General features: G+C 31.5%; 21 protein-coding genes and 1 pseudogene. 12 read left to right on the forward strand and 10 right to left on the reverse strand.

Going from position 1 to position 25,330, the window contains the following annotated elements; all coding sequences use genetic code 11:
• Positions 1-37 precede the first annotated feature (37 nt).
• The 3 genes from arsC to prfB (Q4Q47_RS16035) all read right to left on the reverse strand — a co-directional run bounded on the left by arsC (position 38) and on the right by prfB (Q4Q47_RS16035) (position 2,103).
• A complete protein-coding gene (arsC, locus tag Q4Q47_RS16025) occupies positions 38-379 on the reverse strand; it encodes an arsenate reductase (glutaredoxin) (protein ID WP_303307646.1) in 342 nt (113 codons plus the stop codon).
• Positions 379-996, reverse strand: coding sequence for an HAD family hydrolase (locus Q4Q47_RS16030; RefSeq protein WP_303307647.1), 618 nt, complete (start codon positions 994-996; stop codon positions 379-381). Before Q4Q47_RS16030 ends, arsC begins: the two co-directional genes overlap by 1 nt.
• Positions 993-2,103, reverse strand: a protein-coding gene (prfB, locus tag Q4Q47_RS16035; RefSeq protein ID WP_303307648.1) for a peptide chain release factor 2 whose coding sequence is annotated in 2 segments (ribosomal slippage) — positions 993-2,039 and positions 2,041-2,103 — 1,110 coding nt in all. Because the reading frame shifts where the segments join, the coding sequence is not laid out codon by codon here. Before prfB (Q4Q47_RS16035) ends, Q4Q47_RS16030 begins: the two co-directional genes overlap by 4 nt.
• A 202-nt stretch (positions 2,104-2,305) precedes the next feature.
• Here prfB (Q4Q47_RS16035) and Q4Q47_RS16040 point away from each other — a divergent pair.
• Genes Q4Q47_RS16040 through Q4Q47_RS16055 form a run of 4 tightly spaced genes read left to right on the forward strand, consistent with a single transcriptional unit; the run spans position 2,306 to position 7,435 of the window.
• Positions 2,306-3,613: a CoF synthetase gene (locus Q4Q47_RS16040; protein WP_303307649.1), complete on the forward strand. Its 1,308-nt coding sequence runs from the start codon at positions 2,306-2,308 to the stop codon at positions 3,611-3,613.
• Positions 3,614-3,620: 7 nt separating this feature from the next.
• Positions 3,621-4,919 (forward strand): phosphoenolpyruvate mutase, encoded by a 1,299-nt coding sequence (gene aepX, locus Q4Q47_RS16045; protein ID WP_303307650.1) that lies wholly within the window; start codon positions 3,621-3,623, stop codon positions 4,917-4,919.
• Between the two features lies 1 nt (position 4,920).
• The gene (gene aepY, locus Q4Q47_RS16050; RefSeq protein ID WP_303307651.1) at positions 4,921-6,060 is read left to right on the forward strand and encodes a phosphonopyruvate decarboxylase; all 1,140 of its coding nucleotides are present in this window, start codon (positions 4,921-4,923) and stop codon (positions 6,058-6,060) included.
• Positions 6,047-7,435 carry an adenylyltransferase/cytidyltransferase family protein gene (locus Q4Q47_RS16055; protein ID WP_303307652.1) on the forward strand — a complete coding sequence of 463 codons (1,389 nt, stop codon included), beginning with the start codon at positions 6,047-6,049 and terminating at the stop codon, positions 7,433-7,435. Before aepY ends, Q4Q47_RS16055 begins: the two co-directional genes overlap by 14 nt.
• Before the next feature lie 177 nt (positions 7,436-7,612).
• On the opposite strand, the pseudogene prfB (Q4Q47_RS23750) reads toward Q4Q47_RS16055, so the two are convergent.
• Positions 7,613-7,742 (reverse strand): annotated as a pseudogene (gene prfB, locus Q4Q47_RS23750) (peptide chain release factor 2); the annotation flags it as partial.
• Positions 7,743-8,189: 447 nt separating this feature from the next.
• Between prfB (Q4Q47_RS23750) and Q4Q47_RS16065 the strand changes: the two are divergent.
• The 4 genes from Q4Q47_RS16065 (at position 8,190) to Q4Q47_RS16080 (ending at position 11,842) form a co-directional block, all read left to right on the forward strand.
• Complete coding sequence (locus Q4Q47_RS16065) at positions 8,190-9,206, forward strand: sugar-transfer associated ATP-grasp domain-containing protein (RefSeq protein WP_303307653.1); 1,017 nt, start codon at positions 8,190-8,192, stop codon at positions 9,204-9,206.
• Positions 9,206-10,354 carry an ATP-grasp domain-containing protein gene (locus Q4Q47_RS16070; protein WP_303307654.1) on the forward strand — a complete coding sequence of 383 codons (1,149 nt, stop codon included), beginning with the start codon at positions 9,206-9,208 and terminating at the stop codon, positions 10,352-10,354. The genes Q4Q47_RS16065 and Q4Q47_RS16070 overlap by 1 nt, the downstream gene beginning before the upstream one ends.
• Before the next feature lie 256 nt (positions 10,355-10,610).
• A complete protein-coding gene (locus Q4Q47_RS16075) occupies positions 10,611-11,045 on the forward strand; it encodes a hypothetical protein (RefSeq protein ID WP_303307655.1) in 435 nt (144 codons plus the stop codon).
• Positions 11,009-11,842: an IS3 family transposase gene (locus Q4Q47_RS16080; RefSeq protein ID WP_303308487.1), complete on the forward strand. Its 834-nt coding sequence runs from the start codon at positions 11,009-11,011 to the stop codon at positions 11,840-11,842. Before Q4Q47_RS16075 ends, Q4Q47_RS16080 begins: the two co-directional genes overlap by 37 nt.
• Before the next feature lie 125 nt (positions 11,843-11,967).
• Here Q4Q47_RS16080 and Q4Q47_RS16085 read toward each other — a convergent pair whose 3' ends face one another.
• On the reverse strand, positions 11,968-13,200 hold the full coding sequence (locus tag Q4Q47_RS16085) for a hypothetical protein (protein WP_303307656.1): 1,233 nt from the start codon (positions 13,198-13,200) through the stop codon (positions 11,968-11,970).
• 531 nt (positions 13,201-13,731) lie between these two features.
• Positions 13,732-15,042 carry a phenylacetate--CoA ligase family protein gene (locus Q4Q47_RS16090; protein ID WP_303307657.1) on the reverse strand — a complete coding sequence of 437 codons (1,311 nt, stop codon included), beginning with the start codon at positions 15,040-15,042 and terminating at the stop codon, positions 13,732-13,734.
• Positions 15,043-15,161: 119 nt separating this feature from the next.
• Here Q4Q47_RS16090 and Q4Q47_RS16095 point away from each other — a divergent pair, with 119 nt between their 5' ends.
• Complete coding sequence (locus tag Q4Q47_RS16095) at positions 15,162-16,181, forward strand: threonine aldolase family protein (protein WP_303307658.1); 1,020 nt, start codon at positions 15,162-15,164, stop codon at positions 16,179-16,181.
• 200 nt (positions 16,182-16,381) lie between these two features.
• On the opposite strand, the gene Q4Q47_RS16100 is transcribed toward Q4Q47_RS16095, so the two are convergent.
• Entirely contained in the window at positions 16,382-17,710 is a 1,329-nt protein-coding gene (locus tag Q4Q47_RS16100) for a phenylacetate--CoA ligase family protein (RefSeq protein ID WP_303307659.1), read from the reverse strand.
• A gap of 160 nt (positions 17,711-17,870) precedes the next feature.
• Positions 17,871-18,194: a YbaB/EbfC family nucleoid-associated protein gene (locus tag Q4Q47_RS16105; protein ID WP_303307660.1), complete on the reverse strand. Its 324-nt coding sequence runs from the start codon at positions 18,192-18,194 to the stop codon at positions 17,871-17,873.
• An 86-nt stretch (positions 18,195-18,280) separates the two neighbouring features.
• Here Q4Q47_RS16105 and Q4Q47_RS16110 point away from each other — a divergent pair, with 86 nt between their 5' ends.
• From Q4Q47_RS16110 to Q4Q47_RS16120, 3 genes are all read left to right on the forward strand, one after another.
• A complete protein-coding gene (locus Q4Q47_RS16110) occupies positions 18,281-20,341 on the forward strand; it encodes a S9 family peptidase (RefSeq protein WP_303307661.1) in 2,061 nt (686 codons plus the stop codon).
• A gap of 81 nt (positions 20,342-20,422) precedes the next feature.
• Positions 20,423-21,463 carry a PLP-dependent cysteine synthase family protein gene (locus Q4Q47_RS16115; RefSeq protein WP_303307662.1) on the forward strand — a complete coding sequence of 347 codons (1,041 nt, stop codon included), beginning with the start codon at positions 20,423-20,425 and terminating at the stop codon, positions 21,461-21,463.
• Positions 21,464-21,718: 255 nt separating this feature from the next.
• Complete coding sequence (locus Q4Q47_RS16120) at positions 21,719-22,978, forward strand: aminotransferase class I/II-fold pyridoxal phosphate-dependent enzyme (RefSeq protein ID WP_303307663.1); 1,260 nt, start codon at positions 21,719-21,721, stop codon at positions 22,976-22,978.
• 75 nt (positions 22,979-23,053) lie between these two features.
• Here Q4Q47_RS16120 and Q4Q47_RS16125 read toward each other — a convergent pair whose 3' ends face one another.
• Positions 23,054-24,181, reverse strand: coding sequence for a GTP cyclohydrolase (locus Q4Q47_RS16125; RefSeq protein WP_303307664.1), 1,128 nt, complete (start codon positions 24,179-24,181; stop codon positions 23,054-23,056).
• A gap of 24 nt (positions 24,182-24,205) precedes the next feature.
• Positions 24,206-25,222, reverse strand: coding sequence for a transporter (locus tag Q4Q47_RS16130; RefSeq protein ID WP_303307665.1), 1,017 nt, complete (start codon positions 25,220-25,222; stop codon positions 24,206-24,208).
• Positions 25,223-25,330: the final 108 nt, after the last annotated feature.

Here is a 25,330-nt window from a genome sequence, read left to right on the forward strand (position 1 = left end):
AGGATGGTTAAAATTGTGTTAATATGAACATCAAGTATTAGATAATATCTAGTATTTTTTCGGGAGGTCTACCAATAATAGCTTTTTTACCATTTATAATAATCGGACGTTCAATTAGTTTAGGGTTTTCAACCATTGCAGTAATGATTTCTTCATCACTTAAATCTTTATTTTTGAATGTCTCTTTCCAAATGGATTCGTTCTTTCTAACTAATTCTATAGGTTTTATATCTAATAACTTTATTATGGCTTTTAATTCCTTGTTATTAGGAACGTCTTCCAAGTATTTAACTATTTCAAATTCTTTACCAGATTTTTCAAGTATCTCTAATCCGCAACGCGATTTACTACAGCGGTTGTTATGGTATATTTTTATCATTATAAGTGAATATTATATTTTTTTAATTGTTGAATAAGTTGTTCAGGAGATTTAAACCGAATGCCATTAATTCCTAAAGCATTAGCTGCTTCAATGTTTCTTAAATTGTCATCAATAAAAATCGAATTTTCGGCAGTGATACTAAAACGATCTAGAGTCAGGTTATAAATGGCATCAAAAGGTTTTCTTGTTTTTTCATCACCAGAGACAATAATACCTTCAAACCAATGTAGAAATTCAAATTTATCTAAAGCGATAGGGAAGGTCTCACCGCTCCAATTGGTTAAAGCAACAACTTTATATTTTTTAGACTCTTTAAGTCTTTTAAGAATATTTACAGTACCTGTTATTGCTTCACCTAACATCTCTACCCATCTTCCGTAAAACATTCTTATTAGGGTTTCATATTCTGGAAAAAGAGCCACGCGTTCTTCTGTAGCCTTAGCCATAGGGTATCCTGCATCCTGATTTTCGTTCCAATCATTTGTGCAAATATTATCAAAGAACCATTGCATCTTTTCGCGGTCTCCGTTAAATTCATCTAAATAAACATATTCGGGATTCCAATCTATTAAAACCCCTCCAAGGTCGAAAATTATAGTATCTATTTTACTCATAATTGATTATCGTCTTCTACTTTTTGCCCCATCATCATTAAATAAGATTTTAAGAACTCGTCTATATTTCCGTCCATGACCGCATCAACATTACCAGTTTCATGAGCTGTTCTTACATCTTTTACCAGTTTATATGGATGCATCACATAATTACGAATCTGACTTCCCCATTCAATTTTCATTTTACCTGCTTCAATATCTTCACGCTGTGCTAATTGCTTTTGAAGCTCGATTTCATATAACTGTGATTTCAACATTTGCAAAGCACGAGACCTGTTATCGTGTTGTGATCTTGTTTCTGAACATGAGATCTGAATACCGGTTGGTTTATGGGTTAGTTGCACTTTAGTTTCAACCTTATTTACATTTTGACCTCCAGCGCCGCTAGATCTGGCCGTTGTGATTTCTATATCAGCCGGATTGATATCAATTTCAATAGTATCATCAACTAATGGGTATACATAAACAGAAGCAAAACTTGTGTGTCGTTTGGCATTACTATCAAAAGGAGAAATTCTCACCAATCGGTGTACACCGTTTTCACCTTTTAACCAGCCAAAAGAAAAATCGCCTTCAATTTCTAAAGTAACCGTTTTTATACCAGCAACGTCTCCTTCTTGAAAGTTAAGTTCTTTTACCTTAAATCCACTTTTTTCTGCGTACATTAAATACATACGCATTAACATACTGGCCCAATCACAGCTCTCTGTACCACCAGCACCAGCTGTAATTTGTAAAACAGCACTTAAGCTGTCACCTTCTTCAGATAGCATGTTTTTAAACTCAATATCCTCAAGCAAATTCGCAGATTCATTATATAGACCTTCAACATCTTCTATGGTAGATTCTCCTTCTTTATAAAACTCATAAAGAACTTCTAAATCTTCAATTAGGGTCTTTATTTTATTATAGTCTTCAACCCATTTTTTCTTAACTCGAAGTGATTTCATAATCACCTCTGCAGCTTTTGGATCATTCCAGAAGTTGGGGTCGAACGTTTGCTCTTCTTCGTTTTGTATTTCTATAAGTTTAACATCTACGTCAAAGATAGTGCCTTAGTTTGTCAAGGCGGGAGTTAAGATCTTTAATTTGATCTGAAGTAATCATAAGTTATTTTATTTTGAACAAAAATAGAATTTAATACTTTAAAAGATATCATATCGCCAAAAAAACATCATAATTATTAATACTTCATTATCCTAATCAACTGATAAATAGTGCTTTTCAAAGATTTTTTTTTAAGGTAAGATTTTATTGACTTATATTTTAACTGCTATTATTAACCAAACTGCATAACCCTGAATATTGTATGATTTTTTTTGAAACACTTAGAAATAGGGTGTTTTGGAGTATGGATTTCCTTAAAGGTGGAAAGATGCTAAGACACTTTAAAGAAATCAAATACATCTATGAGAATTATCATTCAGATAAATCTAATACTTTAAGGAAGCAAAATCTTGATGACTTACTTAGTCATGCGATTTCTACGACGCCATTTTATAAATCTTATAAAAATTATAAATCTTTACAAGACTTTCCTGTTATTGATAAATCTTTGATAAAAGATAACTTTGAAAAGTTTAAATCTGAATCGTATTTATTAGAGAAAAGTTTTAAAGTAGCCTCAAGCGGTTCTACAGGGACACCATTTGTCTTATACCAGGATATTGAAAAGCGAAGACGAAATATTGCTGACACTATATTCTTTGCAAAACTGAGTGGCTATAATCTTGGCCAGAAATTAGTTTTTATGCGGGTATGGACAGATCAAAATAGAAAAGGACGACTTTCATCATGGGCTCAAAATATTAAGATGCAAAATGTATCGAATTTGAAGGATGATAAAATATCAGAATTTATTAACTGGTTAGTAAATGATAAAAGTAAAAAGGGGATTTTGTCTTATGCCTCTACTTTAGAAGCGATATGTAAATATTTAGACAAAACTAAATCTAAACCATTAAACTGTAATTTGAGTTCTATTATTTCAAACTCAGAAGGCTTAAATGAATACACAAAAGAATCGATAGAAAAGTATTTTAAAATACCTGTGGTTTCAAGGTATTCAAATGCAGAAAACGGCATTTTTGCCCAGCAAAATTTAATTGAAAGATATGCCTTCGATGTTAATTGGGGAAGTTATTTTTTTGAGATTTTAAAATTTGATGAAGATGTTGCTGTTAAGGCAGGTGATGTTGGAAGGATTGTAATTACTGACTTATTTAATTACTGTATGCCTATTATAAGGTATGACACAGGGGACATAGGGAGTATTGATATTAACCATAAAGGAATCCCAGTTTTTAAGCAGGTTGAAGGTCGAAGGCAAGATATTGTATACAATACTAACGGAGATTTAATCTCTTCATTTGTTATTGGTGGTATAATGAAAAAGTATAACTCTTTAAAACAGTTTCAATTTATTCAGGAGACTAAAAAAGACTATTTATTTAAGTTAAATACCGAAAAGAAGTTTAGTTACGAAAATAGGTTAATTGAAGAATTTAAAGAAGTTATGGGAAGTGATAGTAGTATAAAAATTGAGTACATCGACGAGATACCGCCCTTAGCGTCTGGTAAGCAACGACAGGTTGTAAATAATTATAATAAAGATTAGTAAGGACATGAAAACTATATACCTAGGGATGACGGCAGATGCTATTCATCCAGGAATTATCAATATTATTAATGAAGGAGCTAAACATGGAAAAGTTCTTGTCGGTTTATTAACAGATAAGGCCATTGCTAATCATAAGCCGCTTCCAATCTTAGATTATAATCAAAGATTAAAAGTCATATCAAATATAAAAGGGGTTTATAAAGTTGTGCCTCAAAATGAATGGAGTTATTTACCAAATTTGAAGACATATAAACCTGATGCGATTATTCATGGCGATGATTGGAAAAGTGGCTCATTATTTGAAATTAGAAAAAATGTGATTGAATATATGGCTAGTGTTGACGGGGAGGTTATTGAGATACCCTATACTTTAGGAGTTAATTCTTCAATGATAATTGAAAATAATAGAACCATAGGGACAACACCAGAAATTCGATTAAAATCGTTAAGGCGCTTAATTAATGCTAAACCCCTTGTTAGAATATTGGAGTCACATAATGGACTAACAGGATTAATTATAGAGAACCTTTCCATTGAAAAAAACGACCATATTTTGGAGTTTGATGGTATGTGGTCGAGCAGTTTAACAGATTCTACGTCTAAAGGGAAACCTGATATAGAGACCGTTGATACAACAAAACGTTTAAGCTCTTTGGTTGATATTTTGGAGTGTACAACAAAACCAGTTATATATGATGCCGATACCGGAGGGAAATTAGAGCATTTCCCATATACCGTAAGAACATTGGAGAGAAACGGGGTATCTGCAGTTATTATAGAGGATAAAACAGGTTTGAAAAAGAATTCTTTGTTTGGAACCTCAGTGCTCCAAAAGCAGGAGAGCATAGAAGGTTTCTGTAAAAAAATAAAGGCGGGAAAAGCAGGGCAGGTTACTAAAGATTTTATGATTATTTCAAGAATTGAGAGCTTTATTCTTGGCAAAACAGTTGAAGATGCTTTAGAGCGTGCACACGCTTATATTCTAGCTGGAGCGAATGGTATAATGATCCATAGTAAACATACGACTGGGGATGACATATTCGATTTTGTAAGACAATTTAGACTAAAGGATAAAGTCACTCCTATAGTCGTGGTACCATCAACTTATAATCATGTTACAGAGCAGGAATTTATAGAATTGGGAGTAAATATTGTTATTTATGCCAATCATATGCTTAGAGCTGCTTATCCGTCTATGGTCAAAGTGGCAACTATGATATTGGAAGATCAAAATTCTGTAAGAGCATCAGAACAGTGCATGTCTATAAAAAGTATTTTAGAATTAATTCCAGGTACAAAATAGGATGATATCGGTAAAAACATATTTTGATGTATTTAAGAATAATGACGTAAACTTTTTTACAGGTGTTCCCGATTCACTGTTAAAAAACTTTGTGTCTTATGTTTCAGATAATTTAAAAGAAAGTGACCATGTTATTACGGCTAATGAAGGGGCTTCAATTGCTTTAGCATCTGGATATCATTTAGCAACGAATAAGGTGCCTGTCATATATATGCAAAATTCTGGTTTAGGAAATGCGGTAAATCCATTACTATCGTTAGCAAATGAAAATGTATATAGTATACCATTATTATTGTTAATTGGTTGGCGAGGAGAACCAAATGTAAAAGATGAGCCACAGCACTTCATGCAAGGACAAACAACATTGAGTATGCTTGATGTTATGGAGATTCCATATATAATTATTGATGACGATGAAACGACATCAATTACAAAAACAAAGGATATTATCAATCAAACAAAACGTTTGGGAAAACCACATGCTATAGTCGTAAAAAAGGGAGTATTTAGTTCATATAAATTACAATCGGGGACGCAATCGGATTTAGAGATGTCTAGAGAAACAGCCATGAAGATTGTTACAGATTTTTTGTCTGAAAAAGATATTGTCGTTTCTACAACGGGAAAATTATCCAGAGAACTATTTGAATATAGGGTTGAAAAAAAGCAGACGCATAGTAAAGATTTTCTAACAGTTGGCTCTATGGGGCATGCATCAATGATTGCATTAGGAATCGCCAAAGAAAAGAAAAAAAGAAAGGTATATTGTTTTGATGGTGATGGAGCCGTATTGATGCATACAGGTAGTCTGAGTAGCATTGGAAGTTCCGGACTAAAAAACTACAGACATATTGTCTTTAATAATGGAGCTCATGAATCGGTTGGAGGGCAAAGCACTTTAGGTTTTAGCATAGATATGCCACAAATAGCGAATTCTTGTGGTTATACAAAAATATATAGTGTGAGTAAAACAAAAGAATTAAAAGATGTATTAGTAGATTTTAACTCTCACCAAGGCGTTGCTTTTTTGGAAATTAAGGTTAGAATTGATTCAAGAAGTAACCTGGGAAGACCAACTACAACACCAATAGAAAATAAAAAGAGCCTCATGAAGAATATTTTAACCAATGATAAAAAATAAAGACGACAAGACATTAAGAATAATGATAGACTTTTGCGCTACCATTATTCATCATGGGCATATCCGATTAATAAAGAAGGCTAAGGAATATTTTATAAATCATAATACCATTATTATAATTGGCTTATCTACCGATGATGAAATTATAAAACACAAGGGATATCAATCTGAGTTAGACTTTAACCATAGAAAAGAGGTATTAGAAGCTTTAAGAGATGTTGATGAAGTTATTCCTACTCCTTGGGATATAACCAATGTTATTCTAGATACTTATAATATAGATTATTTAATTCATGGTTCAGACAATCAAAACGATGCAGATAACACTATAACATTCTCAAGGACTAAAGGAGTTTCAAGTAATAAATTACGAAAGAGAACTGTGAATTCGATAGTACAAAAACGTAATTCTAGTAAAATTATGTTTACACCAGGGCCATCAAACATGTCATATTTAAATATGTTTGACTTAAAAGGAGTATTTGGGCGTGGAGATGAAGAATATACTCATATAGAAGCTCTTGTCTTGAACAATATTTTGAATCTAACAGGGCACGACAAAATTGTTAGATTTCAAGGAGGAGGTACAACAGCTATAGATATTGCCACTTCTAATATTGTTTTAGGAAAAATACTAATTATAGATTCCGGATACTATAGTCGTCGATTAGAGGTAATAATTAGCAATAAATTAAAAATGTTGCCAGATACAACATTTAAAGTTATTAAATATAAAGATATTGAAGGAGAAATGGCTGTGAACAATACCTATGATTGGGTGGCAACTGCCTATGCAGAAACGGCTGATGCTTTTTTGTGTGATATTGAGCTATTAAAATCATTATCGGATTCTAAAAAGGCAAAATTATTCTTAGATGCTACAGCTTCTATCAATCTCGAGCCAAATCATGACTTAGCTGATGCTTGTACATTTAGTTCATGTAAAGGGTTAGGTGGCTTAACAGGAGCTGGATTTATTACCTACAAAGATGCTGCATATAAACCCGAAAGGAGAGGAGATGTCCCATTTACTATGGATATCGATACGCATATTAATAAATTGTATACAGGACCGTATCATGCTATATGTTCCTTGTATAGTATTTCAAAAGACTTTAAGAATATTACTAAAAATGTTAAGCAAAGTAAGGCTGCCTTTTTAGAAAAGTATAAGGATAGAATTATTAGGTCAACGAGTGATCAGCCATTGATTTCTACTTTAATAGAGGTAAATAATATAGAATCGAATAAAAATGTAGTATTATATCAACCAAGAACAGCTCCTGAGAATACGGCTGTAATTTGTCATTTTGGGGATATGTTTACCAATGAAAAAGATATCGGTAAAATATATGATGCCTTAATAATTGAGTGAATATTTTTATTGCTAAGCAGTTAGTAAATGCCTTTTGTGTCAAGTATTAAATTAATTATTCTTTTCTAATACCATCATCGTTAAGAGACATGTTTTAAATAATATAGTAAAAAACATTTTTAGTTACCTTATCAAATGAAACTTCAATTAGGGCTTTATTTTATTATAATCTTCAACCCAGAAATTGGAGTCGAACGTTTGCTCTTCTTCGTTTTGTATTTCTATAAGTTTGACGTCTACGTCAAAGATAGTGCCTTAGTTTGTCAAGGCGGGAATTAAGATCTTTAATCTGATCTGATGTAATCATAAGTTATTTTATTTTAAACAAAAATAGGATTTACACGTTCAGAAGAAAACAATTACTACTAATAATTTATAGAATAATTAAGCGACTTAACGATTTATTTATTTATAGTTGTTATTTATAAATATTTTTGGTGTAAATATGTTATTGATTTAAAACCTTATTTATTTAAAGTTAGGGATTAACTCTTGTTTACTGGATTGAAAAGTATATCGTTAGGTGTTTATAAAGTCTATTAAGATAGTATTTTAACTTATAGTAAGACTTAATTGTGATTATTTGATTTTAGTATATGATTATATAATCTGAAAGTAATAGCTTCTAATAATTTGTTTATTTTAATTTCAATAATATAAAGCAAAGCTTATAAGTATGTATCATCTTTTTAAAAGAAAATTTATATTATTTTTTATACGAATAAAGAACGATTTAATAAGGTTTAATTTGAGGATGTATTATCGTCGGCTAATTAAATTAAACAAACGCACACACAGACCACCTAATCTAAGTTTTCAACAAAAAAAGGAAATTAGGACATATTACAAAAGTTTAGGTTATAAAAACATAAAAACTGACTATCATGAATATTATATTGGGTTTAATGGGAAGTTTTCTGTTAAATATATTCCTGAAGATATTTTTCATCCCATAATAGCTCCTGCATTTAATAATCAAAGGCAATGGCCAGCTTTATTAGACAAAAATTTATTGGACAGAATTTTTGTAAATATTAAGCAACCCAAATGTGTTATAAAAAACATGAACGGTTTTTATTATTCTAATGGCATGCAAATAACACAAGATGAGGCTATAAATATATGTTCAAACAGCAGTTTTCTTGTTATTAAGCCATCAATTGATTCGGGAGGAGGAACGGGAGTCGTTGGGTTTTCATTAAAAAATAAAAATACAGATTATAAGGGTTTATCGTTAAAAGAAGTTATGAATTTGTATTCAAAAGATTTTATCATTCAAGAAGTTTTAATACAACATTCTGAAATGAAAAAATTAAATGAGTCATCTGTAAATACAATAAGGTTGTTAAGCTTTTTAAAAGAAGGGCAAGTACATATTTTAGCTTCTGTAGTGAGAATTGGAGGCACAAATTCATTTGTTGATAGTGCTTCTATGGGGGGGATTTCTTGTGGTATTAATGATGATGGCTTTTTGAATCAAACAGGGTATTACAAATCAGGGCAGAACAAGGTAGAAACAGATACAGGTATAAAGCTAGATAAATTCAAAATACCAGCTTACCAGAATGTCGTTAACCTTGTTAAGGATACCCATTTTAAAATACCTTATTTTAGGCTAGTGGCTTGGGATGTAGCTATTGATGAAGATGAAGAACCTGTATTAATAGAGTATAATACATACAGAATGGGGATAAGTAGTTTACAAATAGCTTATGGACCTTTTAAAGAGGAATTTGTTGATGAACTTTTGAAAAAAGGAAGGAGTAATTAATGGCAAATGAGAAACATAGATATACCTCAGTTTTAATTCCTGATGGAGAATCTCACCTTTTAAGATTAGTGATTAATTGTTTAGCTATAAACAATGATATTCAAATCTATGTAATGACAAACAAAAAAATTAGCGAAATGCGTTTTTCAAGATATGTATATAAGTACATATATGTATCAAAAAAACATGATGAATTTCAATGGATTAATAGCATAAATGATATTGTTAAGAAATACAATATTGATTTAGTAGTACCTATTTTTGAAGCGGGTATTCAAAAAATGATTGAAAATAAAAAGTTTCTAGATTGCCCGAAAAAAATATGCCTATTACCCTCTTATGAAAGTTTAACAATAGCAGGAGATAAAGGGCTTCTATATAAGCACTTAAAGAAGTTAAAACTACCATGTACTAAAAGCATTATAGTACAGGCTGGAGATTCACTACCAGTCCTGCCATCTGATTTTAGTTTTCCCATGTTAGTTAAGCCTGTAAAAGGTTTTGGAGGGGGAATGGGTATTAATAAATTTGCTTCTGAAAAAGAACTTGTTGCTTATTTTGAAAGAAGTAATTTTCAATACGATCATATTGTTCAAAGTTATATTAAAGGATATGATATTTGTTGTAATGTTCTTTGTAACCAAGGTAGTATTTTAGCTTATACAATCCAAAAAGACAGTTTTTTAAAAAATGGTGAATTTAGTCCGCAAATTAGTATTGATTTCGTGGAAGAAGATGAATTGATTACAACATCAAAACAACTCATAAAAAGCCTTAACTGGTCGGGTATTGCCAATATTGATTTTAGATTTAATGAAAGTGATAATTCATTCAAAGTTTTGGAGATAAACCCTAGGTTTTGGGTAAACACAGAGGCATCTGTACTAGCTGGTGTTAATTTTCCTAATTTATTATGTCTAGCTAGCTTAAATAGGAAAGTTGAAATTCAAAAAGCAAGATTGATTTCATGTCTTAACTTAAAAGGTTTGGCTAGGCAGATATCTATTAATCCGATGTTTGCTTTCAGAGTTAAATATATAATTAATAATACGCCTTTTAAGTTTGCGGTTAAAGACCCTTTACCTATGATATATAAATATGCATTAAGGATTAAGAATTTAATAATTGGTTCAAAAACTAGTTATTGAGTAAAATTGTTCACCAGTTTACGCCTTTTCCTTCATGCTAACAGAGGAATCTTCATCTAAATTTCAGTATCTTAACATATAGTTAGTTATAACATAATTAAGCAAATCTGTGACTACTATTCAACTAAATTCTCACGGATTTACTTGATATCATGATCAAAATTAATAGCATGAGAAATTGAGATTTTTATAGAAACTAAATTGAAGTTTAGTTTTGTCCCGTCCTAAAATAGCGATACACTAAAAGCTTAGTGTAATGAAAACATCAGAAAACAAAGGGTATTTAAAGCGTACCCAAAAAGATTATTCGCTTTCTTTCAAGCTTCAATTAGTAGAAGACATAGAACAAGGCAATCTCACAAAAAGCCAGGCCAAAGCTAAATATGGCATTCAAGGAGACTCTACGGTAACCAATTGGTTGAAAAAATACGGTACCTTTGATTGGGAAGATCAATCCCCTTTTACTTTGGCAAAAACACCGGAACAAAAGATACTTGAATTAGAAGCAAAAATCAAACTGCTGGAAAAGCAAAAAGCTCGGGCAGAACATTTGGCTGAACGCGCTGACAAGAAAGTGATCATCTTTGACATGCTTGTTGATATGGCAGAGAAAGAATATGATATTCCAATCAGAAAAAATTACAAACCCGAGTTATTGAACACTATAAAGAAGCACACAAAGAAACATTAGTTTCTACCTGTAAATTACTCGGGGTAGACAGACAGGTTTATTATAGGGCTATAAAATCAAAAGCCCAAAGACAAGCCATAGTTCAAAAAGTGATCGCCCTAGTTCGTGGTATACGCAATGTCATGCCCAAGCTAGGAGCTAGAAAGCTGTACCATTTGTTAAAAAAAGAACTATCAGCTCTAAAGGTAGGCAGAGATAAGTTATTTAAAATATTACGAGCTAACCATATGCTTATAACCCCAAAGAAAAGTTACCATATCACTACAGATTCGCACCATCGGTTCAGAAAACACAAAAACCTGATAAGTACCATGGAGATAGAAAAACCAGAATCTGTGTGGGTTAGTGATATAACTTACGTAGGAACTAGGAGCAACCCTTCTTACCTGGCCTTGATCACAGATGCATACTCCAAGAAAGTAGTAGGTTATAATATATCTGATAGCCTAAGTATGGAAGGTTCATTGCAAGCTCTCAATATGGCATTAGGGAATAGAATGTATAAAAACCAACCACTAATACACCACTCTGATAGAGGTTTGCAATACTGTTCTAATGAGTATCAACAACTATTGATGAGTAATAATATAAGTTCAAGTATGACTGAGAAATATGACCCCTATGAAAACGCAATCGCAGAAAGAGTAAATGGGATTTTAAAACAAGAATTTGATATAGCCAGAAGTATTAAAGATCTGGATATAAAGAAGAAACTGATCAAAGATGCAATTGATATTTATAATGATCAAAGGCCTCATTTATCAAATCATATGTTAACTCCTGAAAAGATGCACTAACAAAACGAACTCAAAAGAAAACAATACAAATCAAAAAAGCTGAACAATGAGGCATCATTGTTCAGCTTTAATTTATAAATTTAATCCTTTATAATCTGTATCGCTTATTTAGGACTATACATGTTTTAATAATGCCATCCGTATCTACATTTGCTGTAGTACTTGCATCCCCAGTGTCTATAACAATTATAGTCGGGTTTAACATACTCACAAAGCTCTCCACCTTGAGTACTTCTTCCACTTACTACATTGAAAACACCTCTAGTGTATCCAGGTCCAATTTTTGTATAACAATTAGTCTTTATCTTAGTGTAATAGTAACATCTGTTGCCAATGTATATGTAAATATACTTGCCAAATGTACCATCGCTATTTGCGCCGTTAATAGTGAATTTCTCTCCTGGTTCTAATACTTTATCAAAAACCTTAACACCGTAACAAGTGTTTTCCTTTTTCTGGTATATTTTAACTCTTTTGCTTCTATACCAATCAAATTCTAATTCTAATTCACTTACCTTACCTTCACAATCGCTACACTCTTCTTCCAAAGGAGGTACTTCTTTAGTAATAATGATAGATTGTTTTCCTTCAGGAGAAAGAATAATTCCTAACTTCTGTCCGCATTGAGGAGTAAACCCTTCACCATTTGCTTGTGCAGCTTCAAGAATTTCTGTTCCTTTTCTAATGTTATTATCTTCATCGTCTTTCCATTGTCTTATTGGATTAGTTAGATTGGAACAATTATTACAAATAAAATCATCTGTAAGTTTCCAAATGGCCCACTGAACATGTCCATAAGTATAGGTGCCTCCACCAGGACTTTCAGCTCCAATAAAAGGTTGGTTTAAAATCCAGTTAACTAAGTCAAAGTTTTCAGGATGTAAAAATTTCCCTTCAGGAAGATCTCCTAAGCTAGAATAAACAGCAAAATCCAGAGGACCTTCAATATCTAAGTCCAATAAAATTTCGATACACCAAGCTGGGATATCACTACCTGCCAAATTAGTATCCAGAATTTCAAGATCAAAGTAAGCTTCATTACCAGGTTTTGCTGTAGTTCGAGCACTTACAACATCTGGTAAACTTTCTTCTAATCCTTCAATATCAGGAATACAGTCAGTAGAACCTGATTTACTTGAGTTACTGAATTTGGAAAAAGTAAGTTTTGGGGTTACAAGATTCTCACTTTCATCATTAAGTACAAAAGTTTCATCTTCTTCACCATCAGATACTAATATCTCTTCTTCCATTGCAGCTTCGTTCTCCTCTAATGAAGAAGCTTCTGTTAATGTCTCGTTTTGACAAGATGCTAACACAACAAGTATCATTAGTAAAAATAATTTTTTTAATTGTTTCATAATTTAAAATTCGTTTAGGTGATTAATAGCTAAAAAACAAACCTAGCAAAAAGCGCATTTGATTTAAATAAATTTTGTTAAAACAGTCAGTTTTTTCGACTAATAGATTAAATACTAGATTTTTAGGTTAAAAAGATATACAGCAGTTTTCGACGGTAAAAGGTTATTGTCGAATGGGGCTTAGGGGTATCTATACGAAAAAATGGCACTATGAATATGAGTTATTATAGATTTCAATGTTTGATTGCTCAAACCCAATAATTTAGAAGATTATTTTACCTAGTTGAAATAGTAAGATAAAGCGCATCAGTTTTAATTACAGATAAGTGAGAGTTATATTTATATAGTTAATTAATTGTCTTTTTCAGATAAAAGGACTGAGAATTTGTATTAAACGAATGCCTACTAAAGGTTAATGCTGGATTTCCTGTGATTTGAGAAAACGGAATACTGCATTTTATATCAGCTATATAATTATAGTCAATATTAGAGGTGTAGCATATGTTAGAATTATAAAGGCATATTTTAATACTATGCTTTATGATAATTATTGACTACCTTTTTCCGTTTTCCTGAAGAAAGGAGGGGTATTTCGTCTACATATGTAATAGTCACTTTTGCATCACTCCCAAAATCTTTTTTAATACTTTCAATTAATTCTTTTTCAAAAGGGAAGGTATCAAGTACGTTTAGCTTAACCTCATATTCTTTTTCACTTTGTTGAATAAATTGGTATTGCTTTAATAAAGTATAATAATTATAGAATTTAGTATAAACTACAAAAGAAGAAATCATATTTCCTTTGGTGTCAAAGATTAAATCCATTTTTCGGCCTTCAATTTTTTCAAATTTTGTTTGACCATTTTCAAGCTTGATTAGTTTAGCAATATCACCAGTATCATACCTAATAATAGGCATACAATAGTTAAATAAATCGGTAACAACAATTCTACCATATTCTCCTGATTTTACAGGTTTGTCTTCATCAAAATCTAATAATTCAACATAATAACTAGCATGATTTATTACAAAATGTTCTTGTGAATCAAGTGTTTGCTGGGCAATAATCCCTACTTCTTCACTTGAATACCTAGATAATACAGCTGTATTAAAGTGTTTACTTAATGATGTTTTTGTGTATTGATTTAGATATTCAGAATTAGCTATAACGGCATTAATATTTAAGTCACCTAAGTCTGTTTTATTTCTATCTAAATACTGACATATTTGCTCGTAAGATGATGCAAAACCAAGAATGTTCTTTTCTTGTTTAGAGCTTTTAAGTAAGTTTATAAGACTTAAAATTCTGGAATCTGTTAACTTAGAAATATCAAATTGTATGATATTTTGCAGCAATGATTTGTAAACACTTTTCTTGTTATGTTTTCTCCATACTTCCAGTTCATACAATCTATTTCCAATTTTAAAATTTGATTGGCGAGAAAAATATAAAACGTCGGCTATATTTCTATGCCTTTTGTTTTTATTTTGAAAAAGAAAAAAAGGAATCCCCGTTGAACCACTTGTAGAAACTTTATAATTTTGTTTTTGAATATAAGGAATTGATTGAAAGTCCTTAAAGTTTTCTTGAATAACTGTTTTTCTTATAACAGGAAAATCGTCAATATGATCTGTGCCTTTATAATCGAAATAAAAAGGTGTTGATTCGGTGGCGTGTTTTAATAAGTTTTTGAGATGTTGTTCTCTAATGCTTAATGAATCAGAACTATAAGGGCTATTAATAACAAAAGATATTTCATTCAGATGTTTTCTAATGACTCCACCTTTTAAGGAATCTATTAGCCAGAAAGATCTGTTTCTTAAATGATTTATCAAATTCATAAGTAGTTTTAATTTGTATGTTTGGGGGATCATACATCTATCCAAATATAATATTTCGAATAAATAACTTTACATTTTTGGGTTATAAAGTTAATTTTGTACGATAATATGATCGTTTTATGATAATAGACCTAAGAAGTGACACAGTTACTACACCAACGAAAGACATGTTAGATGCTATGATGCAAGCAAAAGTTGGAGACGATGTCTTTAGAGAAGATCCAACTGTTAATGAACTGGAACAGCGTGTGGCAAATATGTTTGGAAAGAGCAATGCTTTATTTTTTCCTAGTGGAACGATGGCGAATCAAACAGCATTAAAATTACATACAAATCCAGGAGATCAGGTCATTTGTGATAAGTATGCCCATATTTATAATTATGAATCTGGCGGTGCGTCATTTAACAGTGGTGTTTCTTGCAAGCTAATTGATGGTAGTAGAGGTATGTTTAAAGCAGAGCATGTTTTAGATGCTATAAATCCTGATGCTTATTATTATAGTCAAACAAGCTTAGTTGAGATTGAAAATACCACGAATAAAGGAGGAGGTGCCTGTTGGGATTTTAATGAGATAAAAAAAATAAGAACTATTTGTGACGAAAATAATCTTGGATTTCATTTAGATGGTGCGCGTATATGGAATGCTTTGGTAGCTAAAAATGAAACTACTAAGCAATATGGGGAGGTCTTTGATACTATTTCGGTATGCTTAAGTAAAGGTCTGGGCTGTCCAATAGGATCCGTTTTGGTAGGCGATTCAGAAATTATGAAGCACGCTATACGAATTAGAAAGATTTTTGGAGGTAATATGCGTCAAGTTGGTTATTTAGCTGCTGCGGGGCTGTATGCTTTGGATAATAATATTAAAAGATTAATAGAAGACCATAAAAAGGCTAAGGAGATAGGGGAGGCCCTTACTAGGTTGTCAATTATTAAAACCGTCGAACCTATAGAAACTAATATTGTTGTTTTTGAATTAAATACAGGTGTAGATGAAAATTCTTTTGTGCAAAAACTAGCAGGTAAAGACATTCATATTATTAGTATGGGAAGTAATAAGCTCCGAATAGTCACGCATTTAGATTATACAAGTAAAATGCATGACAAACTATTAAGCACGTTACGAGCTGTTATTTAAGCATATTCATTCAGGTATATTAGGCCTGCCTTCTTTTACAGTAATGTTCAGTTTTGTTTTGTTGATTTTTGTTGTCTTTTCATTTTGGAGATATGTTCACGTCATCACAACAAATTAATGAAATATATGATACTTTGGTGATGAAACAAAGAGGTGTTTTTGTTAGTTGGATTAATCTAAAATTAAAGAACTTTTTAAATTTAATAGGAAGTTTGTTTTTTTTGATAATTGTTAACCACTTTTCGTCTTTTTCCGGATGCAAGCGGAGGGATCTCATCTACATAAGTAATGGTAACGTTAGCATCTTTGCCAAAATCTTTTTTTACATCTTCAATCAGGTCGTTTTCATAAGGGAATGTATCACCTTGTAAATTAAGCTTTATTTCGTATTCCTTTTTGCCTTGTTGTATAAATTGATACTGTTTTAGCAATGCATAATATTTATAGAGTTTAGTATTAGCCAAAAAAGATGATACGATCTGACCTTGAGAATTATAAATTAAATCCATTTTTCTGCCTTCAATTTGCTTAAATTGCATGTTTCCATTGTCATGGGTAATTAATTCGGCGACATCTCCTGTATCATACCTAATCATAGGCATAGCATAATTAAAAAGATCTGTAACCACAATTCTTCCAAGTTCACCAGGTTTTACTGGATTATCGTTCTCAAAATTAAGTACTTCAATATGGTAACTAGCATGATTTATTACAAAATTTTTGGGTGAATCAATAGTTTGATGAGCCATAATTCCAATTTCTTCACTAGAATATCTGGATAAAGCGTGAGTATTAAAATATTTGTTTAAAGTTGATTTTGTTTGTGGGCTTAAATATTCAGAATTAGCAATAATTGAATTTAATTTGATATTATCAACTTTCCTGTTTTTCTTTTCAAGAAATTGAATTATTGTTTCAAAAGCAGAAACATGCCCTAGAATTGCTTTATTAGGATTTTGATCCTTAGAAATCATATCTAGAAATTCAGTTATTTTTTCATCAGTTAGTTTAGAAACATCAACTGGATTAACATTTTGAACCCAAGGTATGAATTTTGACTTTTGGTTGTGTTCCAGTTGGGCAACTAAATAAAATAAGCGGTTGCCAATTTCAAAATTACAACACTTTAGAAAATGGATAGCATCGGCTCTATTTCTGTTTCTTTTATTTTCGTCTTGAAACAAAAAAAATGGCACACCAGTAGAGCCACTTGTAGAGACTTTAAAGTTCTGTTTATTTTTAAATGGCAGGGACCGAAACTGTTCGAAATTATCTTGAATTATCGTTTTTTTTATCACAGGAAAATCCATAATAGAACTAGCATTTATATAACTTTTATAAAATGGCGTGGTATTTACTGCGTGTTTCAATAAATTTTCTAAATGTTGTTTTCTAATGTTTAATGAATTAGAGCTATTTGGAGAATTAATGACAGAAGATATTTCATCTAGGTGCTTTCTAATATTACAACCTTTCAATGAATCTATCACCCAAAAAGATTTATTTCTTAAATAATTAAGTAAGTGCATAAGTAGCTATGATTAAGTATGTTTTTTGGGTATAAGTTTGGTGCAAATATAATATTTCGTGTAATTAATTTTACAAAATAATATGACAAGTTATGATTATATACCTTGGATAATCATATTGAAAGATTAGCTGAAAATCATAAAAAAACTAAGGAGATAGTTACTTAAACATATCCATTCCGGGTATATTAGGCATGCCTTCTTTTGCAGTAGCGGCTAACTCTGTTTCGTTAATTTTTGTTGCTTTTTCAATAGCTTTATTTAAGGTAAGAATAAAATAATCTTCCAGCTGCTCCTTATCGTTAAGTAGCTCGTCATCAATTTCAATAGATTTAATAGTCCTGTTTGCAGTAAGTGTCACTTTAAGCTTATTGTCACTACTAGTTTCATCAACCAAAACGGTATCTAAACGTTTTTTAGTTTCTTCAACTTTTTTCTGGGCTTCTTTAAGTTTACCCATCATATTCATCATATCTCCAAACATAATTTTATAAATTGATTATTATATTACAAAACTATTTAATTTTTCTATTTTTGAAAGCTTAAATTTTAAGAATAAATTCATCTTTTTTGAAAAAGACAATACATACCCCAGTAGCTACTAAAAAAACAAAGGAACTTTCAATTCATGGCGATTTACGCATTGATAATTATTATTGGCTAAATAATAAAGAAAATCCTGAAGTTATAGATTATTTGAATGCTGAAAACGATTATACAAAAAGTATGATGCAGCACACTAAAACCTTTCAAAAAGAACTTTTTGAAGAAATGAAAGGTCGAATAAAAGAAAATGACACTTCGGTGCCTTACAAACTCAATGGCTATTGGTACATAACACGTTATGAGAAAGGTAAAGATTATCCAATTTATATACGTAAAAAGGAACGTTTAGACGCTCCAGAAGAAATTTTGTTTGATTGTAACGAAATGGCTAAAGGACATTCTTATTTTAATTTAGGAGGTATTGCTATAAGTCCAGATAATACATTAGCAGCGTTTTCTACTGATACTGTTAGTAGAAGACAATATACCATTCAAATTAAAAATTTGATTACGGGTGAAATCTATTCAGATAAAATCTTGAGCACAACAGGGAGCAGTACATGGGCAAATGATAATAAGACATTGTTTTATTCTATTAAAGATGAAATTACGCTGCGTTCACATAAAATTTTAAAGCATAAATTACATACAGATACAGAAAAAGATGCTGAAGTTTTTTATGAGGAAGATGAGACCTTTAACACATTTGTATATAAAACAAAATCGAAAAAATACATTGTTATTGGGTCTTCAAGTACTTTGACTACCGAATATAGAATTTTAAATGCAGATACACCAGATGATGAATTTAAGGTTTTTCAAGAACGGATTCGCGAATTAGAATATAATATTTCTCATTTTGAGGATCACTTTTATATTATGACTAATAGTGATGGCGCAACAAATTTCAAATTGCTTAAAACGAAAGAAACGGCTACCAAAAAAGAAAACTGGCAGGAAGTTATTCCACATAGAGAAACTGTTTTATTAGAAGATATTGAGGTTTTTAAGGACTATTTGGTGGTCAATGAACGGGAAAATGGACTCAATAATTTGCGAATTATTAATTGGGATGGAACAGAAGATTATAGATTACCACTTAATTCTGAAACTTATACCTTATATATAGGTAATAATGCTGATTTTGATAGCGAAGTACTGCGTTATGGTTTTAGCTCTTTAACCTCTCCAAATTCTGTGATCGATTATAATTTCAAATCTAAATTAAAAGAGATCAAGAAAGAGCAAGCTGTTTTAGGAGGTGCGTTTGATAAAAACAACTATGAATCTAAGCGAATTTGGGCAACTGCAAGAGATGGTGTCAAAGTGCCAATTTCTTTAGTTTATAAAAAAGGAATTAAGTTAGATGGAACAAATCCACTATTACAATATGCTTACGGCTCTTATGGGGCCACTATCGACCCCTCATTTTCCAGTATTCGCTTAAGCTTATTAGATAGGGGCTTTGTTTATGCTATTGCTCATATTCGTGGTGGTGAGTATTTAGGAAGAGATTGGTACGAAAATGGAAAATTACTTAATAAATTAAATACATTTCATGATTTTATAGATTGTTCAAAATATTTAATAGAACAAAAATATACATCAGACAAACATTTGTATGCGTATGGTGGCTCTGCCGGAGGTTTATTAATGGGAACTATCATTAACATGAATCCTGAACTTTATAATGGGATATTAGCAGCAGTACCTTTTGTGGATGTCGTTACAACGATGCTTGATGACAGCATTCCGTTAACAACGGGAGAATACGATGAATGGGGAAATCCGAATGAATTAAATTATTATAACTACATGAAATCATATTCGCCGTATGATAATGTAAAAGTTAAACCCTATCCCAATATGTTAGTTACTGCTGGATTACATGACTCGCAAGTACAGTATTGGGAACCAGCAAAGTGGGTTGCTAAACTCAGAGAGTTAAAAACAGATGAAAACAAGTTATTATTGCATACAGACATGAATTCCGGGCATGGAGGCGCTTCTGGCCGCTTTGAAAGTTTAAAGGAAGTTGCTTTAGAATATGTCTTTTTATTAGATTTAGAAGGAATTAATAGGTAATATAAAAAAATGTTTTATTTTTGTCAGGTTTTAGGTTACGAATATTTTTAGTAATATTACCAAAGCTTATAAAAAGCATTTATGAAACACAAAAATCAGGTTTTTGACAATGTATTAGATTTAATAGGTCAGACCCCACTTATTAAACTTAATAAAATAGCCTCTAAGTTTAAAGGAGACTTTTACGCAAAAGTAGAATCTTTTAATCCAGGACACTCTTCAAAAGATAGAATAGCACTTTACATTATAGAGCAAGCAGAGCAAAAAGGAATTTTATCACCAGGTGATACTATTATAGAAACTACTTCAGGTAATACTGGGTTTAGTATAGCTATGGTTAGTATTATAAAGGGATACGATTGTGTTTTGGCTGTAAGTTCTAAATCTTCAGCAGATAAAATAGACATGCTTAAAACCATGGGAGCTAAGGTTTATGTATGCCCTGCACATGTAAGTGCAGACGACCCTAGGTCGTACTATCAGGTAGCAAAGCGTTTGCATGAAGAAATAAAAGGCTCAGTCTACATTAATCAATATTTTAATGAGTTAAATATTGATGCACATTATAAATCTACTGGTCCGGAAATCTGGAATCAAACAGAAGGTAAAATAACACACCTTGTTGCTTGTAGCGGAACTGGCGGTACTATTTCAGGTACAGCGAAGTATTTAAAAGAACAAAACCCTAATATTAAAGTCATAGGAGTGGATGCTTTTGGTTCTGTTATCAAAAAATATCATGAAACCAGAGAATTTGATGAAAAAGAGATTTATCCATATAGAATAGAAGGTTTAGGGAAGAATTTAATTCCAACTGCTACAGATTTTGAAGTTATTGATGAATTTGTAAAAGTAACAGACGAAGAAAGTGCACATACAGCTAGATTAATAGCTAAGACTGAAGGTTTATTTGTTGGTTATACGTCTGGAGCTGTGATACAAGCTATCTTGCAATTGGGAGAACTAGGAGAGTTTAAAAAAGAAGATAATATTGTCGTTATCTTTCCAGATCATGGATCTCGATATATGAGTAAAGTATACAGCGATAAATGGATGAACGAGCAAGGCTTTTTTGATAGTAAAAATGAAGTTGCAGCACAAAAAGTTGAATACATAAAATAACATAAAATATTACTTTAAAAAGAGATGGTGTTTTGTTATAAAGGCAAAAAACTATCTCTTTTTTTATTTTATTAATAATTGGGCTGTAAAAATTATGTTCAAACCATATAAATATTTAATTTTGCATTAACTAACTAAGGACAGAAAGCTTTCATGAAATATGCTTAAACATTATAATTTGTTTTTGTTTTCCCTCAAAAGCAGCTACTCCTATGTAGTTATGTCTTAATTTTAATAGCTATAAGATTGTAATAAATGAAGGATTTATTTGAAAAGATTTATAAGGACAAAGGACCATTAGGTAAATGGGCTTCCCAAGCAGAAGGGTACTTTGTATTCCCTAAATTAGAAGGAGAAATTTCTAATCGTATGAAATTTCAAGGAAAAGATGTTATTACTTGGAGTATTAATGATTATTTAGGATTAGCTAATCATCCAGAGGTAAGAAGAGTAGATGCTGAAGCTGCTGCTCAATATGGTTCTGCTTACCCTATGGGTGCTAGAATGATGTCTGGACATACAGATTTGCATGAAAAATTGCAAGACGAGTTAGCTTCCTTTGTAAATAAAGAAGCTGCATATTTATTAAACTTTGGGTATCAGGGTATGGTATCTACTATCGATGCTCTAGTATCTAAAGATGATATTATTGTTTATGATGTTGATGCACATGCATGTATTATTGATGGTGTTCGTTTACACATGGGTAAACGATTTACTTATAAGCATAATGATGTCGAAAGTTTAGAAAAAAACTTAGACAGAGCTACAAAAATGGCTGAACAAACCGGAGGAGGTATTTTGGTAATTTCTGAAGGTGTGTTTGGAATGCGAGGAGAACAAGGACGATTAAAAGAGATCGTAGCTCTTAAAGAGAAGTATAATTTTAGATTATTTGTTGATGATGCACATGGTTTTGGCACGTTAGGAGCTACAGGAGCTGGAGCTGGAGAAGAGCAAGGGGTGCAAGACGATATCGATGTCTATTTTGCAACATTTGCTAAATCATTAGCAAGTACAGGAGCGTTTATTGCAGGAGATCAAGAAATAATAGATTACCTAAAATATAACTTACGCTCTCAAATGTTTGCAAAATCATTGCAAATGCAATTAGTTGTAGGTGCTTTAAAGCGTTTAGAAATGCTTAAAACAATGCCAGAACTTAAAAATAAACTTTGGGAAAATGTAAATGCTTTACAATCTGGATTAAAAGATCGTGGGTTTGACATAGGAACAACTCAAAGCTGTGTAACACCAGTATATTTAAAAGGAAGTATTCCAGAAGCTATGGCTTTAGTTAGGGATCTGCGTGAAAATTATGGAATTTTCTGTTCTATAGTTGTTTATCCAGTAATACCTAAAGGGTTGATATTATTAAGATTAATACCGACAGCAACACATACTTTAGAGGATGTTTCAGAAACTTTAGCAGCTTTTGAGGCTATTAGATCTCGATTAGAAAATGGAACTTACAAACGTCTATCTGCTTCTGTAATGGCAGCAATGGGAGAGTAGTATATTTTAAAAACAGATATAAAAAAATCCAATTCATAATTGAATTGGATTTTTTTATGCAATGAAGTAAGTAGTTTAAACTTTTTCAATATCTTTTCTAAAAGTACAGCGTCTTTTATTGGTAACTGGCTTAAAGTTTTTCCATATTTGCTGTATGGCAACATTGTCATCTAATTCAGGCCCTCTTACACATAGCTCAATACCCTTTTCTGTAAATGTTTTATGAAATTCATCAAAAATAATGGCAGTAACTCCTTTGTTTTGGTATTCAGGTAAAACACCGATTAGATAAAAAGTCACTGTTTTTGCATGCTTCTTCGCGTGTAATAAGTGTTTTACACCAAAAGGGAACAGCTTACCATTCATTTTTTGTAAAGCTTTTGCATAAGAAGGGGTTACAATCCCAAAAGCAATTAACTTGCCATCTTTATCTAAAACAAATTTCACATATTCCGGATTAAGAAAACCAATAAATTTTTTCTTAAAATACTCACGCTGCTCATCATTTATTTCAACAAATGTTGAAAGGACGGCATGTGATTTAGAAAAGACATCAAACATCTCATCAGTATAGGGAAGAATATCTTTATTTTTAGTGAAGTTTAAAGCTCTTAACTGATAACGTTTTTTTATAAGCTCTTGTATTCTCGAGAAAAATTCAGGTTTAATGTTTTTAAACTGCATGATATTCTCAGAATATGTCTTAGCAATATCGTAGCCTAGTTTTTTAAAATGAGTCGCATAATATGGTAGATTGTGCCATGTAATCATACTCCCAATTTGGTCAAAACCTTCTGTTACTATGCCTACTTTGTCAAGATTAGAAAAACCAACAGGACCTTCAATAAATTCAAGGTTGTTTTCTTTTCCAATTTCTATAACCTTATCAAGTAAAACTTTTGAAACATTAACGTCGTCAATAACATCAAACCAACCAAAGCGCATTTTTTTTAAAGTTTGCTCCTTTACTTCTAGCCAATTGATTATGGCTGCTATGCGACCAACAATTTCTTCATTTTTATAAGCCAGAAATAATCTGGCTTCAGCATCGTTAAATACAGGGTTTTCTTTTTTGCTAAAAGTTTTAATTTCTTCACTAATAATTGGAGGTACCCAATATTTAGAATTTTTATTAAGCTTAAAAGGGAACTTTACAAAAGCTTTTAAGTCCTTTTTTTTATGTACTTCTTTGAGTATTATCATATGTTATGATAGCTGTTTTGATTCTTAATTGTCGTCAAAATCTATATCGTTTCGTTTTTGTTTTTTATCTGTATCAGTAGCATTTTTTTTGTTTTTATTGCGTCTGGATCTTCTTTTTCCTTCTTCTTTAGCCGAGTTACCATTATTTATTTCTTTATCCTTGCTTTCTTTGTCTTTATGAAAATCTAATCGATATGATACTCCAAAGTTTACACCAAAAACAGATGGAGTATCTTTTGTGTTAAAGGTTAACGCCGTATCTAATTGAAGATCTCGTTTCAATAAGTAAGCACCTCCAAGTCTAAAAAGATTATCAGCATAAAAATCACTTTGTATTCCTTGGGTTTCACCAAATATAACCCACTTAGGGTTGAAAGAGTGGGTTAATGTTAAAATATATTGAAAATCTGATTGATCAGATCCAATTCTATCTTTTATTAAATTCATAACAAATACCCATCCTCCTGGGAAATTGTTTTGAGTTGCTATCATTATTTTAGGGCTAAACCCTTCAATACCTGAAGCTGTATAAGGATTGTTTTTTGTGTCAAAATTAGCTCCCAAGTATACTGAAACAGCGGGAATTAATGAGCTCCATCTAAAGCGATGGTTAGCTCTCCAACTGTATAGGTTAGGTTTCTTTTCTTCTGAATTTTTATAAGGATCATACACAAGGTATTTAGCTCCAACTGTTAACATTTTAAAATTAGATCGCTTTTCTTCGGCAGATAAATTTGATGTATATGTTTTTGTGTCGTTTTGGTAGGTACCTTCAATATTTAATTCTAATTCCTCAAGTAATAATCCGTAACGTGCAGCAAAATCAATTCCAAACCCAGATACTTCATGGGAGGTAGCAGGTGTCCTTTTTTCTTTTGTAATATAAGGGCCTATTTCAAATTGAACAACATTTGTGCCTACAGAAAAAGCGCTTCGAGACACACCGGGTCTATTCGAGTTAATAACATCAGTATATTGACTGTAGGCCTGAATTGAAATTAAAGTCAGTAATAAACATAAGGTAGATTTCATTGGGTTCATAATTAAGGTTTTAGTTTGCAACTAGTAGCACATTGGTAATACACTGATATCATATTTTGGCTCAAAGACTTTTTCAAATATAGATATTTTATACTTTTTTTATCATTT

It is taken from the genome of Flavivirga spongiicola (assembly GCF_030540825.1).
Classification (GTDB): domain Bacteria; phylum Bacteroidota; class Bacteroidia; order Flavobacteriales; family Flavobacteriaceae; genus Flavivirga; species Flavivirga spongiicola.